Consider the following 18,532-nt stretch of genomic DNA (forward strand, 5'->3'; position numbering starts at 1 on the left):
TAACAATATTGTGTATGTCTATAAATTCGCCATTGTATTTTTGTGGCAAATCTGTGTAAATTTCTTGTAACTGAAAGATTTTTCTGGAAATCATAGACGTGATCATGATTTGCTAACAAGATGTGTTTATACTGTGATGGCTCTTACCTTACCAAATTTTGAAAGGACTTGATGATGGATGATAAATTAAAACAAAGTGCTCTCGATTTTCATGAGTTTCCTCATCCTGGGAAAATTACTGTAACACCAACCAAACCGTTAACCACTCAACGTGACCTAGCCTTAGCTTATTCCCCAGGCGTTGCGGTACCTTGCCTAGAAATCGCAGAAGAACCACTAAAAGCGTACCGTTATACAGCGAAAGGTAACCTTGTGGGGGTTATCTCTAACGGTACTGCGGTACTAGGATTAGGGAATATCGGTGCATTGGCAGGTAAGCCTGTCATGGAAGGGAAAGGGGTGCTATTTAAGAAATTCTCGGGTATTGATGTTTTCGATATTGAAGTCGATGAAACCGATCCTGATAAGCTGATTGATATCATCGCGTCGCTGGAACCAACATTCGGCGGTATCAACCTCGAAGATATTAAAGCGCCAGAGTGCTTCTATATTGAACAAAAATTACGTGAACGCATGAATATTCCTGTGTTCCATGATGACCAACACGGAACCGCCATTATTTGTACTGCGGCGGTGATTAACGGTCTACGTATCGTTAAAAAAGACATTGGCGATGTGCGTTTAGTGGTATCCGGTGCGGGTGCCGCATCGATTGCCTGTATGAACTTATTAGTGGCGTTAGGATTAAAGCGCGAAAATATCACCGTTTGCGATTCAAAAGGGGTGATTTATAAAGGTCGCGATGAACGAATGGATGCGACTAAAGCCGCGTATGCGATTGACGATAATGGTCAGCGCACATTAGCGGATGCTATTCCTGATGCTGACATTTTCTTAGGTTGCTCAGGTCCTCGCGTATTAACACCTGAAATGGTGAAAACCATGGCGAAAGACCCGCTGATTTTAGCATTAGCCAACCCTGAGCCGGAAATTCTGCCACCATTAGCAAAAGAAGTTCGCCCAGATGCCATTATCTGTACAGGGCGCTCTGACTATCCGAACCAAGTTAACAACGTTCTGTGCTTCCCATTCATCTTCCGCGGTGCGCTGGATGTTGGCGCAACGACAATCAACGAAGAAATGAAACTGGCTTGCGTTTACGCTATCGCTGACTTAGCGCTGGCGGAACAAAGTGAAGAAGTCGCTTCAGCGTACGGGAACCAAGATTTATTCTTTGGACCTGAATATATCATTCCAAAACCATTCGACCCGCGCCTTATCGTGAAAATTGCGCCAGCAGTAGCAAAAGCAGCAATGGAATCAGGCGTTGCGACACGCCCAATCACGGATATGGATGCGTATGTTGAAAAGCTGAATCAGTTTGTTCATAAAACAAACTTATTTATGAAACCAATTTTCTCCCAAGCGAAAAAAGAGCTAAAACGCATCGTATTAGCGGAAGGGGAAGAAGAGCGCGTATTACACGCAACTCAAGAGCTGGTTTCTCTTGGTTTAGCATTCCCTATTCTGGTAGGTCGCCCTAGCGTGATTGAAATGCGTATCCAAAAACTGGGTCTGCATATTGAGCTAGGTAAAGATTTTGAAGTGGTCAACAATGAAAATGACCCACGCTTTAAAGAGTACTGGCAAGAATATTATCAAATTATGAAACGCCGTGGTGTTTCTCAAGAAATGGCGCGCCGTGCATTAGTTGCAAACCCAACTATTATCGGCGGTATCATGGTTCTACGTGGTGAAGCTGATGGGATGATATGTGGCTCAATCGGCAGCTACAGTGAACACTACCAAGTCGTCAAAGATTTATTTGGCTTCCGCGAAGGTGCACATACTGCTGGGGCAATGAATGCCTTGTTATTACCAACCGGTAATACCTTTATTGCAGATACTTATGTGAACGAAGATCCAACGCCAGAAGAGTTAGCGGAAATCACCTTAATGGCAGCGGATACCGTTCGTCGATTTGGTATTGAGCCTAAAGTGGCGCTGTTATCACGTTCGAGCTTTGGTTCTTCAGATTGTGTTTCAGCACAAAAAATGCGCGATACTCTGGCATTAGTGAAAGCGCGTGAGCCAAACTTGGAAATTGACGGTGAAATGCATGCGGATGCGGCGTTGATTGAATCAATCCGTAAAGACGTGATGCCAGATAGCCCACTGAAAGGCTCAGCAAACTTACTGATTATGCCAAATATGGAAGCGGCACGTATTAGCTATAACTTGCTGCGCGTCACCAGTTCTGATGGTGTTACTGTGGGTCCTGTACTGATGGGGGTTGCGAAACCTGTCCACGTCTTAACGCCAATCGCATCTGTTCGTCGTATTGTCAACATGGTGGCGTTAGCCGCAGTGGAAGCGCAAACGAATCCACTGTAATTAGCTTCATTATAATAGTTTCTCGAATGATTGATTAATCATCGAGTTCCGCATAAAGACTTCCATTGTGGTTAATGGGAGTCTTTTTTATTTGAAAATGATTATCATTATCTGTATTTTGAATGGCTTCAAAGTCACTATATGGAAAAAATAATGATATCAGCACGTTCTTTGAATTATTTAACGAAAAACTCCTCACTGTTGAGTTTAGGGATGCTTTTCGTTTTGAGTTTCACACAGTTAGGATGTACCTCACAAACACCAAAACCCGCTCAGCAATTGGATCCCCAACTCACACAAGCTGGCAAAATCATTGATTTAGATTCGGGTAAATCCATCACTCCTCAGCAGTTAATTCAAGAGCTTGCAGCCTCTCCTCGTGTGATTGTTGGGGAGAAACACGACAATATTTACCATCATCAAATTGAGCAATGGGTCGCCCAGGAAATGCAGCAAATACGTCCTCAAGGTGCGGTGCTGTTGGAAATGCTCACCCCAGATCAACAAAGCCGAGTTAACAATGTTCAAAAACAGATGCAAGGGAACCCGTATATTCGGGATGAAAAACTGCAAGAGATTTTACATTGGAATAGTGGCTGGCCGTGGGCGCAATATGGGGAACTCGTGAAGTATTTACTGGCTCAGCCATCCCCAGTTTTAGCAGCAAATATTAATCGAGATGCTGTGCTGAAGGCTTATGACAACCCACCGACACTAACGGGAGCACATTCAACTCAGCTTGTTATTCAGGAATTGATCAGCGAAACCATTAAGCGCTCACACAATGGTGAGTTGGATAATAAACAAGCGATAAAGATGATGGTGATCCAGCAGTTAAGAGATAGGGCGATGGCGCAGGGCTTATTAGATGCTCCGGCTCCCGCATTGTTATTTGCAGGTGGTTATCATGCAACGCGAGCGATTGGTGTGCCGTTACATATGCTCGATTTAGCGCCAGATGAGCCATTGAAAGTATTGATTATTTCGGAGCAAGGCGAGGAAATCGATAACTTGCATGCGGATTATGTTTGGTACACGCCTAAATAATCAACAAAGACAAGCAATATGATGATTTAAAATCGTTAATTTTGTGAAGTAATCATCACATTTATTTACAAATAATTTCCATTTGCATTCGTTATTAATTATCATTTGCAACTCTGTAAAAGCACGTAAGATGAATATGAGCACAATAACGTTTGAAAGTGGGTATGTGAGTAGAACTTCCAAAATGGGCGGCTGGCTGGTTTTAGCCGTGGCACTGCATATTGTCATTGTGGGGTTTTTTATCTGGGTAACACACAATGCGCGATGGGAAGAATCCCTGCCGCCGCCCTCGGTGGTGATGGAGTTATCTATCGAAGCACAAGCCAAACAATTAACGGAAGTGAACATTGGTCAAACTCAAGAGCTAGCAGTGGCGAGTGAATCCCATAAAGCACAAGCAGAGGACGCCATTATTCCCACACTGCCTGTTAATGAGCAAGCGGAAGTGCAACTCACGAAAACAACGGCGAAAAAACCAAAGCCTGAGTTGAAAAAGCAGAAACAAGAACAGCAGCAAGTGAAGAAGGTGCAAACCACAGATTCGAAAGCCAGCGATGCGCCAGTGACCAGCGATGCGGCGGCACTTGTCCAAAGCCAGCAAATTGCAGCGGAACTTAATAGCCAGTCCGAAGCCCTCGATAGCCTTCAAAAAGAGTGGGAAGCGATGGTGCTTGGAAAATTGAATAAATATAAACGTTACCCTGAAGATGCAGGAAGGCGTAATCGCATAGGTAAACCAGTGGTGATGTTTACGGTAGATAGCCAAGGTTTTTTACTTGATAGCAGTTTAGCGAATTCATCAGGCACACGCTCTTTAGACAGAGAAGCGCAGCAGGTGTTATCTCGCGCAGCACCGTTACCCGTACCGCCAGCAGAAATTCTTAAGAATGGACGGATAACAGTCAGGTTACCTATTGATTTTACTCTTAATGATAAATAGATTGGACTCACCATGCGTCATAAAACCATACATAATAAAACCATGCGTAATAGAATCACCACTTATTGCGTGGTCACACTACTTGGGTTATATGCAGCCAGCAGTGCTGCGGAGGACAAAATGCTAGCACCAATAGCGAAAAAACAGCCCCACACTATGACTATCCATGGGGATCAGCGCGTCGATAACTATTATTGGTTAAGAGACGATAACCGTGAAGCCCCAGAGATCCTTGAATATCTGAATCAAGAAAATGCCTATACCACGCAGCAGCTTGAATTGGGTGAGCCATTAAAACAGGAAATTTACGACGAATTATTATCTCGCGTAAAGCAAGATGATGAGTCGGTGCCATATAACTACAATGGCTATACATACCGTTCTCGCGTTGTCGCCGGCAAAAACTACTCTATTTATGAAAGACGCCCAATTAATAGTGATGGCGAATGGACAGTTTTGGTTGATGGTAACCAACGCGCGGAAGGAACCGAATATTATCGAATGGGGGCGTTAGCTATTTCCCCAGATAACACCACGATCGCGATTGCTGAAGACCGCCAAGGTCGTAATGATTATGCGGTTTCGTTCCGTAAAGTTGATGATGCAAAGTGGCAAGAAAATGTCCTGACTAACACCTCAGGCAATATTGTGTGGGCAAATGATAACCGCACACTGTTTTATGTTAATAAAGACAAACAAACACTGCTGCCTTATCAAGTGGTTAAGCACCAATATGGCACGGCGCAATCTGCCGATAAATTGGTGTATGAAGAAAAAGATGATACTTACTATGTCAGTTTAGCGAAATCCACCTCCAAAGATTATATTCTGATCGGGATCACCAGCACCGAAACTTCAGAATATCGTCTTTTGGATGCCAACCAACCTGAACGTGATGCGATAGTGCTACAACCTCGCAAAACAGGTGTGGAATATTACCCTGATCATTTTAACGGCAAATTCTATATTCGCTCTAATCATCAACATCCATTATTCGGGCTGTATATTGCGGATAATGCCACGGCACCATGGGTAAGCTTTATCGCGCCTCGTGATGATGTCGACCTTGAAGATTTTGCGTTATTTAATAACTGGTTGGTGATTGAAGAGCGCCAAAACGGCTTAGTGAATATTCGACAAATTAGTTGGTTAACCCACAAAGAGCATTCTGTGAGCTTTGATGATCCGGCTTATATGGCGTGGATTGGTAACAACCCAGAGCCAGATACGGATAAATTACGCTACGGCTACTCCTCCATGACAACACCATCCTCGGTGTATGAAATTAATATGCTGACTCAAGAGAAACAGCTATTAAAACAAGAGGAAGTGAAGGATTTCAATAAAGCGAATTATCAAAGTGAACGTATTTGGATCACTGCCCAAGATGGAGTGAAAGTACCGGTTTCGTTAGTTTATCGCAAAGATAGTTTCAAACAAGGTAAAAACCCACTTCTGGTTTACGGTTACGGTGCATATGGATATGGTATCGATCCGTCATTTAGTTCTTCTCGCTTATCCCTGCTTGATCGCGGATTTGTGTATGCTATTGCCCATATTCGTGGTGGAGGGGACTTAGGAAAGAATTGGTACATTCAGGGTAAAACCGTCAATAAGATGAACACCTTTACGGACTTCATTGATGTGACAAATGCCTTGTTGGCGCAAGGCTATGGAGAAAAAGGCCATGTCTATGCCATGGGCGGCAGCGCAGGTGGCTTACTGATGGGCGCTGTTGTCAATATGGCTCCTGATCTGTATGAAGGTGTGGTTTCTGCAGTGCCATTTGTTGATGTTGTCACGACCATGCTTGACCCTTCAATTCCACTGACTACAGGGGAATATGATGAGTGGGGTAATCCAGAGAATGAAGAAGATTACTGGCGCATTAAAGCCTATAGCCCATATGACAATATCAAAGCCCAACATTACCCGCATATTTTGGTCACCACAGGGCTGCATGATTCCCAAGTACAATATTGGGAGCCTGCAAAATGGGTGGCAAAATTGCGTGATCTGAAACAAGGCAATTCTTTATTGTTATTAGAAACCAATATGAATGCCGGGCACGGTGGAAAATCCGGCCGTTTTAATGCCTTAGATGATATTGCGAGAGAATATAGCTTTATTCTGATGTTAGAAAATAAAGCGAAATATTTTCCAGATTTAAAATAGCGTTACCCATAATAATTAGCCAAAAATAAGGCTATTAAGGATCAGCTGTACGGTTTATTAAAACGGGCAGCTGATCCTATTCGCAGACATTATTTTTATTCTGCGTTTGCAATGTGAGCGACTGTTTTATCAGTACGTTTACAGGAATGGTTTAATGAATAATAAAATAATAATCATGGTAGCTGGGACTATTTCCGCTGGCTTCCACGGCTTCGCTTTGTCTGAAAACACACAGCAGACAAATAAGCAGAAAGATGATGTGGTTAATTTTAGCCAATTAAAAGTGTCGGGCGCGCAAAAACAAACGCCGTTGGTCAAAGCATTGGAAAAACCAGGCGCCTATAGCGCAGTTGGCACCGAAAATAAATTGCAATCGATGGATAAAATTATCCGTTCGATGCCTGGAACCTATACCCAAATGGATGCGAGCCAAGGCACCATCAACGTGAATATTCGCGGACTGAGTGGCTTTGGCCGTGTAAACATGATGGTGGATGGGGTCACACAAAGCTATTACGGAATATCACCAAGTAAGTTCACTCACGGTATGCAGCCGAGTAATGACTTTGGTTCACTTATCGATCCTAATTTTATTGTGGAGGTAGAGGTAGAAAAGGGGCAATTAAATGGCAGCAACAGTGTTAACGCCTTAGCGGGAAGCGCCAACTTTCGAACCTTATCTATCGATGATGTGATTTTCAAAGATAATTTGTGGGGAGTACGTAGCAAAGGGAGCTGGGGAGATAATGGACTCGGCTATAACGGTATGGTTTCGGTTGCGGGAAAAACGTTATTAAATGAGGGTGATGGGTATTTTGGCGGCTTAATTGCCGTGAGTGGGCACAATATCCCAGGCAGTTATAAAAATGGTGATGGCTTTGATACGGATGAATTTGCAACGGATCCGACATTCAAACAAAAACCTCAATCTCAATTAACTAAATTAAAATATAAACCGAATGATAGCCATGAAGTCGAGTTCAGCGGTCGATTTTTACAAAATAAATTAACCAGCCGTAAGATTAATAGTGAAGATTATTACCTTAAATATAAATACACGCCAATTAACGAATTGATTGATGTGGAAGTGCTGGCGAGCCATGGATTTAATACCCAAAAATTCCAAGGTGAGCCAATTGGTGGTGCATTAAAAGACGCGGAATCAGAGAATAAATCTGACAGTATTAATATTTCCAATACTAGCCGTTTTTCTTATGGTGACACTGATTTTAAGTGGCAGGTTGGTTCGAAATTAATGAAGACCAAATACCAAAAAATCACAAAACCAGTAGAAGATCCAAACACTATTACTTACAACCCATTCTCGCCGAGTGGCACACAAGATATTGCGAGCTTGTATACGCAATTTGAGGCTCAGTACGATATTTATACTGCTACATTCGACCTCAATTATTTAAATTATCGCGTTCAAGGGTATAAACCCGCTTGTGATGAAACCGAGAAATGCTTCCCTCAAGAAGCCAGTACGTTAAATTTACGAGAAAGTGGTATTAACCCAGGAGTGTTAGTCTCGGCACAAATTATTCCTGAATTTCAGCCATTTGTGAGTTACGCGCATTCGATGCGTGCGCCGAACTCTCAAGAAGCATTTTTCTCCCAAAATGGCGGTCAGAGTATGAACCCATTCCTAAAAGGAGAAAAAGCACAAACTTGGCAAATTGGTTTTAATAGCTTCAAGCCGGACCTAGTGGTGGAAGGAGATCAATTTAACCTAAAAGCACTGTGGTTCCATACTCATATTAAAGACTACATTACCAGTAAATCCTTCATGTTATGCCGTGCAACTTCTCAAGAAGAATTTGATTGGTGCTTAATTAACGATGATGTGTGGGATAAAGAAAATCCAGATATTTTTCAACGTGCTGATATGTATGTGAACGACCCTCGAGATGTTAATTTGCGCGGTTACGAGTTGCAAGCTAACTACGATGCTGGCGTGTTTTACTCCATGGTTTCTTACACCAAAGAGTCTGGCAAACAACCAGTATCAATCAACAGTACATCGGTATTTAGTGCAGGGGACTTTACCCAATTACCTGAATATTACGTGACTTTAGATTCGGGAGTTCGCCTGTTTGATGAAAAACTGACCGTAGGCTCGACAGTGACATGGACGGGACCATCTAAACGTATCAGTCCAATTCCTGACGGTGACATGAACGGGGATGCAATGACGGAAAAGTATGAAAAACAGCCAACTATCGTTGATCTGTACGCAGACTATGAAATCAATAAACATTTCAAATTAATGATGGCGATTAATAACCTCACTAATGAAAACTACACCGACGTGCTAAACCGTGCGAACTCTGGCGCAGTGATGGAAGAACGCGGCAGAAACAATGAAACGGGAAGAGGGCGCAGTTATATGATTGGCGGTCAAGTGCGCTTCTAATCAGGAAATTGCTAACGGAAAGCGTTTAGTATTATTTTTAGTCTTACTTTCTAAGGAAGATTGATAGGCTTATTATCTAAACGCTTTTCAATATTGGATACTCGACTCTCAGTTTATCCCTTTGGATTCATTACAATCAACTAATAAAAGTATGGAGATTGCAATGAAAACTATCAATAAAATCAATGTGCTTGATTTAATTTCGCCAGAAATGCAAAAAGTTATTCAATATTATGAACAACAGATACCAGCTGAGCCAACTGATGGAAGCTATGAAGCTCAGCGTATTGCTTATAACGAAGATCGCCGTTATTGGAACGCCAACGCACCTGAACTTTTTCGTGTTGAAAACATGACGGTTAAAACCGTCAAAGGTGACGTTGTCACGAAAATTTATCACCCTATTGAACATACACCTGCCACACTGTTTTATCTACACGGTGGCGGGTTTATCCTCGGCAATCTTGATACTCATGACCGAATTATGCGTTTATTAGCGCTGTATTCTGGCTGTACGGTTATCGGCATTGATTATTCGCTTTCCCCTGAAGCTCGTTATCCTCAAGCGATTGAAGAGGCGGCAGCGGTATGCCAATTTTATTCTAAACATGCAGAAGAATATGCACTGAATATGAATCACATTGGATTTGCGGGGGATTCTGCTGGTGCGATGTTATCCCTTGCTACCGTATTATGGTTACGGGATAAACAAATCCACTGTGGTGATATCTGCGCAGTTTTACTGTGGTATGGGTTATATGGTTTACAAGATTCAGTCAGTCGTCGTCTGTATGGCGGTGAATGGGATGGGCTAAGACCAGAAGATCTTCAAGAGTATGACAACGCTTACTTAGGCGAAGAAGGAAGCCGTGAAGAACCTTACTATTGCTTGTTCAATAACGATCTGACGCGAGGTATTCCGCCTTGTTTTATTGCGAGTGCAGAATATGACCCGTTACTTGATGATAGCGTGACATTATTTCAAACGTTCCAATCACATAAAATACCTTGTGAATATAAAATGTATCCAGGGACGCTGCATGCCTTTTTACATTACTCGCGTATTATGCCAACGGCAGATAACGCCATTCGAGATGGCGCGGAATATTTTAAAAAACGGCTATTTGGGTGATTTTTTCGCTCGAACCTTCTGAATATTGGTCACTTGGCTTTCAACCCATCCATCATTTAAGCGAGTTTTGAGCTGTTGACCTAATTTCACCTGGCTGGTTTTTTTTAATACCGCGCCATCCGTGGTTTCGCTGATACTGAAACCTCGAGCGAGGGTAGCAAGAGGGCTGACAGCCTCCATTTTTGAGCAGGCAACAGCAAAACGCTGGCGGTAGTTATTCACTAACTGAGTCAGCATATTTTGCAAATGGTACTGAGTTTGCTGCAATTGTCGCTGTTGGCGTTGTAATTGAGGACGCAGGTCATTTTGCATCAAACGGCGTTGGTTTTTATCGAATACAAAGGTGGCGGATTGTAGCTGGCGGCTGATGGCATTGGTCAGTTTTTGGCGTAAGGCTGAAAGCTGATTTTGTTGCCGAGCAAGGCGTAATTGCGGGTGTTGCTGCTGTAAACGGTGCTGAAGACGTGCGAAACGTTGCTGCTGCGCTGCAAAATAATAATCCATCGCCATCTCTAGGTGCTGTTGCCCTGATTTCAATTGGCGCAGCATTTCGGTTTGATTGCGACTGACAAGCTCCGCAGCTGCAGATGGAGTCGGTGCGCGTACGTCGGCAACATAATCGGCGATGGTCACATCCGTTTCATGCCCAACGGCGCTAATGATGGGTAATCGACTAGCAAAAATAGCGCGCGCTACGACCTCTTCGTTGAATGCCCATAAATCTTCCAGTGACCCGCCTCCACGCCCCACAATGAGAACGTCGCATTCATTGCGCAGGTTGGCCAGTTCGATGGCTCTGGCAATTTGTGCTGGCGCTAAATCCCCTTGAACTGCCGTCGGGTAGATAATCACGGGAAGAGAAGGGTCACGGCGATGCAGGATATTTAAAATATCATGCAGGGCAGCGCCTGTAGCAGAAGTGATAATCCCCACGCGCTTTGCTGGAGATGGCAAGGCTTGCTTGTGAATAACATCAAATAGCCCTTGGGCATTAAGGGTTTGTTTGAGTAGCTCAAAGCGCTGTTGCAATAAACCTTCACCAGCGGGCTGCATGCTTTCAATGATTAGCTGATAGTCTCCACGCGGCTCATACAGTGTGACAGTGGCACGGACTAACACCTGTTGCCCATTTTGCGGACGGAAAGTGACGCGGGTATTCTGACCACGGAACATCGCCGCGCGAACTTGGGCACGATCATCTTTGAGTGTCAGGTACCAATGTCCCGAACTTGGTTGCGAAAAATTGGAAATTTCGGCCGTTAACCAAATTCGTCCCATTTGGGTATCAAGAAGTTCTCTTACCGTTTGGTTGAGCTTGCTGACTGAGTAAATTGCGCTATTTTGTTGAGTCGACATGTGAGCTAGATCAAATTTTAAAACAATGACTTAATTGACTGATACTAACGTAGCCGACGGACTTATCAAGTTTTTTTTGAAAAAAGTGCTGGAAGCAACCGATTACGGTGTGTATAATGCCGCGGCAATATTTTATACCTTTCATAACGCTGCCTGGTGGGATATTGCCTATGTTACGCATTAAAAAAGAAGCACTAACTTTCGACGATGTTTTACTCGTCCCTGCACACTCAACTGTACTGCCAAATACGGCAGATCTGTCCACTCAACTGACCGCAAAAATCCGCCTGAACATTCCTATGCTCTCCGCAGCGATGGATACTGTCACCGAATCTGATCTGGCTATCGCACTGGCTCAAGAAGGTGGTATTGGATTTATCCATAAAAACATGTCCATTGAGCGTCAAGCTGAAGAAGTCCGCCGTGTGAAAAAACATGAAAGCGGCGTCGTGACTGATCCTGTCACTGTTACTCCAGAAACCACAATTCGTGAAGTGCAAGAAATGGCTGAACGTAATGGTTTCGCGGGTTATCCTGTGGTTTCTAAAGATAATTCTTTAGTGGGTATCATTACAGGTCGTGACGTACGTTTTGTGACGGACTTAGACCAACCAGTAACTGCGGTGATGACGCCAAAAGAGCGTTTAGTCACCGTGAAAGAAGGCGAAGCACGCGAAGTCGTTTTACAAAAAATGCATGAGCAACGTGTTGAGAAAGCCTTAGTTATCGATGATAACTTCCATCTGTTAGGTATGATCACCGTTAAAGATTTCCAAAAAGCAGAACGTAAACCAAACGCATGTAAAGACGAGCAAGGCCGTCTGCGTGTAGGTGCGGCTGTTGGTGCTGGCGCAGGTAACGAAGAACGTGTTGATGCACTGGTTGCAGCAGGCGTTGACGTTCTGCTCATCGACTCTTCACACGGTCATTCTGAAGGGGTTTTACAGCGTATTCGTGAAACTCGCCAAAAATACCCTGATTTGCAAATCATTGGTGGTAACGTTGCAACAGCGGAAGGCGCGAAAGCGTTAGCAGACGCTGGCGTTAGCGCAGTGAAAGTGGGGATCGGCCCAGGTTCAATTTGTACGACTCGTATCGTGACTGGCGTGGGTGTACCTCAAATCACGGCAATTGCTGAAGCCGCGGGTGCATTAGAAGGCACTGGCATTCCTGTTATTGCAGATGGTGGTATCCGCTTCTCTGGCGATATCTCTAAAGCTATCGCGGCAGGCGCTGCGTGTGTGATGGTCGGTTCCATGTTTGCAGGTACCGAAGAATCTCCGGGTGAAACTATCCTGTTCCAAGGTCGTACCTATAAAGCATACCGCGGCATGGGTTCTCTGGGGGCAATGTCTAAAGGTTCTTCAGACCGTTATTTCCAATCTGATAACGCAGCAGACAAACTGGTTCCAGAAGGTATCGAAGGTCGCGTGGCTTACAAAGGTCGCTTAAAAGAGATCATTCACCAACAAATGGGTGGCTTACGCTCATGTATGGGTCTGACAGGCTGCGGGACTATCGATATGCTGAGAACGAAAGCTGAATTCGTGCGTATCAGTGGAGCAGGTATTCAAGAAAGCCACGTTCATGATGTGACTATCACTAAAGAGTCTCCTAACTATCGCTTAGGGCAGTAATTATTGTTTAGGATAATAACGGCCATTTCGGGACGCTATTATCCTTTAAAACAGTAATCGAAAAGTTTCAGGGTGGCGCACATATTGATGGCGTCACCACCTTTTATTTTGACTTGAATTGCTGGAATTCTCCTCAAATGACTACAAATATCCATAAGCATCGCATTCTTATTCTTGATTTCGGCTCTCAGTATACTCAGCTGATTGCGCGTCGTATCCGTGAAATTGGCGTCTACTGTGAACTGTGGGCGTGGGATGTAACCGAAGAGCAAATCAGAGAGTTTAATCCTAACGGGATTATCTTGTCTGGTGGCCCAGAAAGTACGACAGAAGCGGATAGCCCACGTGCACCAGAGTATGTATTTAATGCGGGCGTCCCTGTTTTAGGTATCTGCTACGGCATGCAAACTATGTCCATGCAATTAGGTGGTGCGGTTGAAGTGTCTGGCGAACGTGAGTTTGGTTATGCGAACGTTGAAATTCTGGAAGATTGCGACCTGTTCCGCGGCATCCAAGATGCGCTGAACGAAGATGGCAAGCCAGTTTTAGATGTGTGGATGAGCCATGGCGATAAAGTGACCGCTATCCCGTCTAGCTTCAAAACGATTGCAAGCACGCCAAGCTGTCCATATGCCATCATGGCTGACGTTGAGAAGCGTTTCTACGGTGTTCAGTTCCACCCAGAAGTGACTCACACTCATCAAGGTTTAAATATTTTAAAACGTTTCGTATTGGATCTGTGCCAATGTGAAGCGCTGTGGACATCAGCCGCAATTATCGAAGATACCGTTGCTCGCCTGAAAGAACAAATCGGTGATGACCATGTTCTGTTAGCACTGTCTGGCGGTGTGGATTCTTCTGTTACTGCGCTATTATTAAATCGTGCGATTGGTAAGCGCCTGACCTGCGTATTCGTTGATAACGGTTTATTGCGTTTAAATGAAGCTGACCAAGTCATGGAAATGTTCCAAGGTAAATTTGACCTGAACATCATCCACGCGAAAGCAGAAGACCGCTTTATGAACGCACTGGCTGGCATTTCAGATCCAGAAGCTAAGCGTAAGAAAATTGGTCACGTATTTATCGAAGTGTTCGATGAAGAGTCGTCTAAGCTGCCAAATATCAAATGGTTGGCTCAAGGAACGATTTACCCAGATATTATCGAATCTGCGGCATCAGCAACAGGTAAAGCGCACGTTATTAAATCTCACCATAACGTGGGTGGCTTACCGGAAGATATGAAGCTGGGTCTGGTTGAACCTTTGAAAGAGCTGTTCAAAGATGAAGTGCGTAAGATTGGTCTGGAGTTAGGCCTGCCATACGATATGCTGTATCGTCATCCGTTCCCAGGCCCAGGTTTAGGTGTTCGTGTTCTGGGCGAAGTGAAGAAAGAGTATTGTGATCTGCTACGTCGCGCAGATGCTATCTTTATCGAAGAGCTGCACAAAGCGGATCTGTACAATAAAGTTAGCCAAGCATTCACCGTATTCTTACCAGTGCGCTCTGTTGGCGTAATGGGTGATGGTCGTAAGTATGACTGGGTTGTTTCTCTGCGTGCAGTTGAAACCATCGACTTTATGACTGCTCACTGGGCTCACTTGCCATATGACTTCTTAGGTCGCGTGTCTAATCGCATTATCAATGAAGTGAATGGTATTTCCCGCGTAGTTTATGACATCAGTGGCAAGCCACCAGCGACCATTGAGTGGGAATAATAGAGTTATTGTTGATAACAATGTTTAGTTGTCGATAAATTCAAAAGGCATCAGTTAGTTACTGGTGCCTTTTTGTTTTTTCATTAATTGAATTACCATTCTAGCTCTTCACCTTTGTTGCTAATGTATTGCTTTGAGATTAGTTGCTGCTTTTTACCTTGTCATTTCCTTAATTTTTTCAACGTAGACTCATTGAACTCCATTCTTATTCATAGCGTCCTTAAATAGGGACACAGCCAGTATAAAGATGATTTAAAGTCCATATTAGTGAACTTTAAATATGAGTTGCTTTCTTTCTAGGAACAATAGCCCCTAACGAATAGCATAGGCCAGTTAGCCCTGCGAGGCTTAACGGCAAAATCATGACGCTATCATTTTTGAGTGGGTTATCTAGGTTAAACATAATCACGATTAAGAATAAATTACTCGCGAAGGTGGCCGCAGTGTAAATAATTGCCACCTTTTGAGGTAAACGAATTAACGAAAAATCCTCGGCAAACTTATCAAAATGCTCCCAAATAAGGTGAATCACTAAATAACCGAGAATAAGCGTAAAGTAAAAAATGCTGAGTGCTTGTGTGGTTTGTGGATGAAAAAACTCAATCATATTTTATCGAGATATAGATGAAAATAACGCTGAGTATAGCCGCTAGAATATAAATATTAGTGGTTGTTAAAATCAGAGATGGAACGATAAGCGATATAGCACCATTGAGTGCTAAGGCGGAACCAACTCCTCCTGTAAGAGGATTCATTATCTTTTGAATTATCCAATTCATAGTTTCCCTTATTAGTTAAAATAACGTGCGTTAAAAACGAGGTAACGGAACAGCCAACAAGGCTAAAATACAAGCCCCCAAACACAAACGCACCCAGAATAATATTATCTAAAAAGAAAAACATACCCCGAACAAGGTAATTTAAAGCAGAAAAAATGATTATGAGAGCAGCCTCGTAAAAAACATTATTGAGGTATTTAGAGGTAGTTGTATTGCGGTAAACAAGATATGAGAAAAGAAATTCCAGAGTGATTTCCGTTATAAATTCACTTAAAGTGATTTTTTATTCAAATATTGGTAATTATTGCTTGTTCAATTAATTCATATTGTTATTATCAGTAGCCTATATACATTGAAAGTATATGTTCACTCCCCGTAATCATAATAATAAAGGTGAGGGGAAACTCACTGATCCATGGCTAAGGATAACAACGTGGCATTTCGTCTGAAATATCTTGCTCTTCTTCCTCTGCTGGTGGCGACTGCATGTCAGCAACCTGCGAAAACCAACATCATAGAAACTCCATCTGCACAAATTCAACCTGTGCTAGTTAACAATGCGTGGATAGAAATTTCTCACAGTGCATTGGATTACAATATCAAGAAAGTACAAGCATTATTGGGTGATAAAGCGGGTATGTGCGCCGTTTTAAAAGGGGATGCATATGGGCATGACCTGACGCTAGTTACCCCTGTAATGATTGAAAATAATGTCCAGTGTATAGGGCTCACCAGTAATACAGAATTGAAGCAAGTTCGTGATTTAGGCTTTAAAGGTCGTTTAATGCGTGTGCGTAACGCCACTGAAAAAGAGATGGCTCAAGCCACTGAATTTAATGTAGAAGAATTGATTGGTAACTTAGAAATGGCGCAGCGCTTAAATGCTGTAGCGGCGAAACAGGGCAAAGTTATTCCGATTCACCTTGCATTGAACTCGGCAGGAATGTCACGAAATGGCTTGGAGGTCAGTAATGCTGAAGGATTGCAACAAGCTAAGCTAATCTCGCAGTTACCTAATTTAAAAATTGTCGGGATTATGTCTCACTATCCTGAAGAGGATGAAGCACAAATCCGAAAAGATCTGGCTAAATTCAAAAAAGAGTCTCAACAAGTTCTGAATGTGACAGGATTGAAACGCGAAGATGTTACTCTGCATGTTGCGAATACTTATGCAACATTGACCGTGCCAGAATCGTGGTTGGATATGGTGCGTGTTGGTGGCATTTTTTATGGTGATACGGTTGCCACTAAAGATTACAAACGCGTGATGACGTTTAAATCGAATATTGCGGCGGTGAATCACTATCCGAAAGGAAATACCGTCGGTTATGACAGAACGTATACGCTGAAGCGTGATTCTGTATTAGCGAACATTCCTGTCGGTTATGCGGATGGCTATCGCCGTGTATTCAGTAATGCTGGGCATGTGTTAATCAATGGGCAACGCGTACCTGTTCTTGGGAAAACATCAATGAACACAGTAATGGTCGATGTCACTGATATTAAGAATGTACAGCCAGGGGATGAGGTTGTCTTTTTTGGTAAACAAGGAAAAGGGGAAATAACCGCTGAAGAAGTTGAAGATATTAGCGGTGCGCTGTTTACTGAAATGTCCATATTATGGGGTGCAACCAATAAGCGTATTTTAGTGAACTAAACCACATCATTTTAATAGAAGCCCGCTACAAATGAAGCGGGCTTTTTTATTGGCTAAATAGGAGTCAGATAAACTGCAATTTACAATAGAGATCCGATTAGTGCGGTTTAACAGAATTGTTATCGAATCCTTGGTGGCGATATGTTAGCTTGAGATAACCTTTTCAATCTGAATAATGTCAGAAGGCAAATAGAAGAATTAGAAGGATATTTTATGTATCAAGTTGATTTACATGCGCACACCATTGCCAGCACCCATGCATTTAGCACTGTTAATGAATACTTTGCGGAAGCTGCCGCTCGAGGAATGAAACTATTTGCCATTACCGATCATGGCCCTGAAATGCAAGATGCCCCACATGAATGGCATTTTGGCAATATGCCAATATTGCCGCGCATTATTAATGGTGTTGGTTTGTTATATGGAATTGAAGCAAACATTAAAAATAAGCAGGGTGAGACAGACTGCAATGAAAAGATTGCTCGTCATCTAGATATTATTCTAGCAGGATTCCATGAGCCAGTTCTAGAACCACAAAGTCTAGAAGACAATACAGAAGCGATGATTGCTACTATTCGTAGCGGAAAAGTGCAAATTATTACTCACCCTGGCAACCCTAAATACCCAATTGATATTAAAGCTGTAGCCCAAGCTGCTAAAGAGAGCAACGTAGCACTAGAGATGAATAACTCCTCTTTTTTGCATTCTAGAGCGGGTAGTAAGAAGAACTGCATAGAAATAGCGAAAGCGGTGAAAGAAGCAGGCGGTTGGGTTGCTTTAGGCTCAGATTCACATCATGTCAGTTATTTAGGGCGTTTTGATGAAGTGGTTGAGATGTTGAAATCCATCGATTTTCCAGAGTCCCGAATTTTGAATACCACACCACGCCGTGTTTTAGACTTTTTAGAGGCTCATGGACGTAAACCTATTCCTGAGTTTGCTCATTTTTAATTTTCAAATCGAATATCGTAACTTCAAAAGCCATTCAAAATTGAATGGCTTTTTTACTTGAAGTAAGCAGAAAAAGTTCTCTTTAGATAAAAATAAAAGTGAGCTTATCTTCAAAAAAAGAAACTTTATTAAATTGGCAAGATAAAAAGTGAGTTTTTAAAAGAAAAATGAAGAAAAAATAGATATCAAATAAATTGGAGTGAAGGTAATCTTTAAAATCAAAAAATTAACATCAAGGTTGTTTTTAATTTATCTAGTTGATATTTATAAATA

Annotated in this window: 12 protein-coding genes; 10 read left to right on the plus strand and 2 right to left on the minus strand. The window is 42.8% G+C overall.

Annotated elements, in window-relative coordinates; all coding sequences use genetic code 11:
• Nucleotides 1–174: 174 nt before the first annotated feature.
• The 6 genes from maeB to aes all read left to right on the plus strand — a co-directional run bounded on the left by maeB (nt 175) and on the right by aes (nt 10,164).
• Nucleotides 175–2,454 carry an NADP-dependent malic enzyme gene (maeB, locus tag JK188_RS09965; protein WP_211885775.1) on the plus strand — a complete coding sequence of 760 codons (2,280 nt, stop codon included), beginning with the start codon at nt 175–177 and terminating at the stop codon, nt 2,452–2,454.
• Nucleotides 2,455–2,607: 153 nt separating this feature from the next.
• Complete coding sequence (locus tag JK188_RS09970) at nt 2,608–3,501, plus strand: ChaN family lipoprotein (protein WP_249215399.1); 894 nt, start codon at nt 2,608–2,610, stop codon at nt 3,499–3,501.
• 136 nt (nt 3,502–3,637) lie between these two features.
• Nucleotides 3,638–4,441, plus strand: coding sequence for an energy transducer TonB family protein (locus tag JK188_RS09975; protein ID WP_211885773.1), 804 nt, complete (start codon nt 3,638–3,640; stop codon nt 4,439–4,441).
• A 42-nt stretch (nt 4,442–4,483) separates the two neighbouring features.
• Nucleotides 4,484–6,616: a S9 family peptidase gene (locus tag JK188_RS09980; RefSeq protein WP_211886420.1), complete on the plus strand. Its 2,133-nt coding sequence runs from the start codon at nt 4,484–4,486 to the stop codon at nt 6,614–6,616.
• A 154-nt stretch (nt 6,617–6,770) separates the two neighbouring features.
• Complete coding sequence (locus tag JK188_RS09985) at nt 6,771–9,032, plus strand: TonB-dependent receptor domain-containing protein (RefSeq protein WP_211885772.1); 2,262 nt, start codon at nt 6,771–6,773, stop codon at nt 9,030–9,032.
• 163 nt (nt 9,033–9,195) lie between these two features.
• Complete coding sequence (gene aes, locus JK188_RS09990) at nt 9,196–10,164, plus strand: acetyl esterase (protein ID WP_211885771.1); 969 nt, start codon at nt 9,196–9,198, stop codon at nt 10,162–10,164.
• Here the strand turns inward: aes and xseA are convergent.
• Nucleotides 10,153–11,520 (minus strand): exodeoxyribonuclease VII large subunit, encoded by a 1,368-nt coding sequence (gene xseA / locus JK188_RS09995; protein ID WP_211885770.1) that lies wholly within the window; start codon nt 11,518–11,520, stop codon nt 10,153–10,155. The genes aes and xseA overlap by 12 nt on opposite strands.
• Before the next feature lie 170 nt (nt 11,521–11,690).
• On the opposite strand from xseA, the gene guaB reads away from it, so the two are divergent.
• Both guaB and guaA read left to right on the plus strand, forming a co-directional pair.
• The gene (gene guaB, locus JK188_RS10000; protein WP_036953269.1) at nt 11,691–13,157 is read left to right on the plus strand and encodes an IMP dehydrogenase; all 1,467 of its coding nucleotides are present in this window, start codon (nt 11,691–11,693) and stop codon (nt 13,155–13,157) included.
• 137 nt (nt 13,158–13,294) lie between these two features.
• Complete coding sequence (gene guaA, locus JK188_RS10005) at nt 13,295–14,872, plus strand: glutamine-hydrolyzing GMP synthase (RefSeq protein WP_036953431.1); 1,578 nt, start codon at nt 13,295–13,297, stop codon at nt 14,870–14,872.
• Nucleotides 14,873–15,146: 274 nt separating this feature from the next.
• Here guaA and JK188_RS10010 read toward each other — a convergent pair whose 3' ends face one another.
• Nucleotides 15,147–15,479: a hypothetical protein gene (locus tag JK188_RS10010; protein ID WP_132496045.1), complete on the minus strand. Its 333-nt coding sequence runs from the start codon at nt 15,477–15,479 to the stop codon at nt 15,147–15,149.
• Between the two features lie 605 nt (nt 15,480–16,084).
• Here JK188_RS10010 and alr point away from each other — a divergent pair.
• Both alr and JK188_RS10020 read left to right on the plus strand, forming a co-directional pair.
• On the plus strand, nt 16,085–17,308 hold the full coding sequence (gene alr / locus JK188_RS10015) for an alanine racemase (RefSeq protein ID WP_211886419.1): 1,224 nt from the start codon (nt 16,085–16,087) through the stop codon (nt 17,306–17,308).
• Nucleotides 17,309–17,521: 213 nt separating this feature from the next.
• A complete protein-coding gene (locus JK188_RS10020) occupies nt 17,522–18,259 on the plus strand; it encodes a phosphatase (RefSeq protein ID WP_211885769.1) in 738 nt (245 codons plus the stop codon).
• The last annotated feature ends 273 nt before the right edge of the window (nt 18,260–18,532 follow it).

The sequence above is a fragment of the Providencia sp. JGM181 genome (genome assembly GCF_018257375.1).
Taxonomy (GTDB): Bacteria; Pseudomonadota; Gammaproteobacteria; order Enterobacterales; family Enterobacteriaceae; genus Providencia; species Providencia lanzhouensis.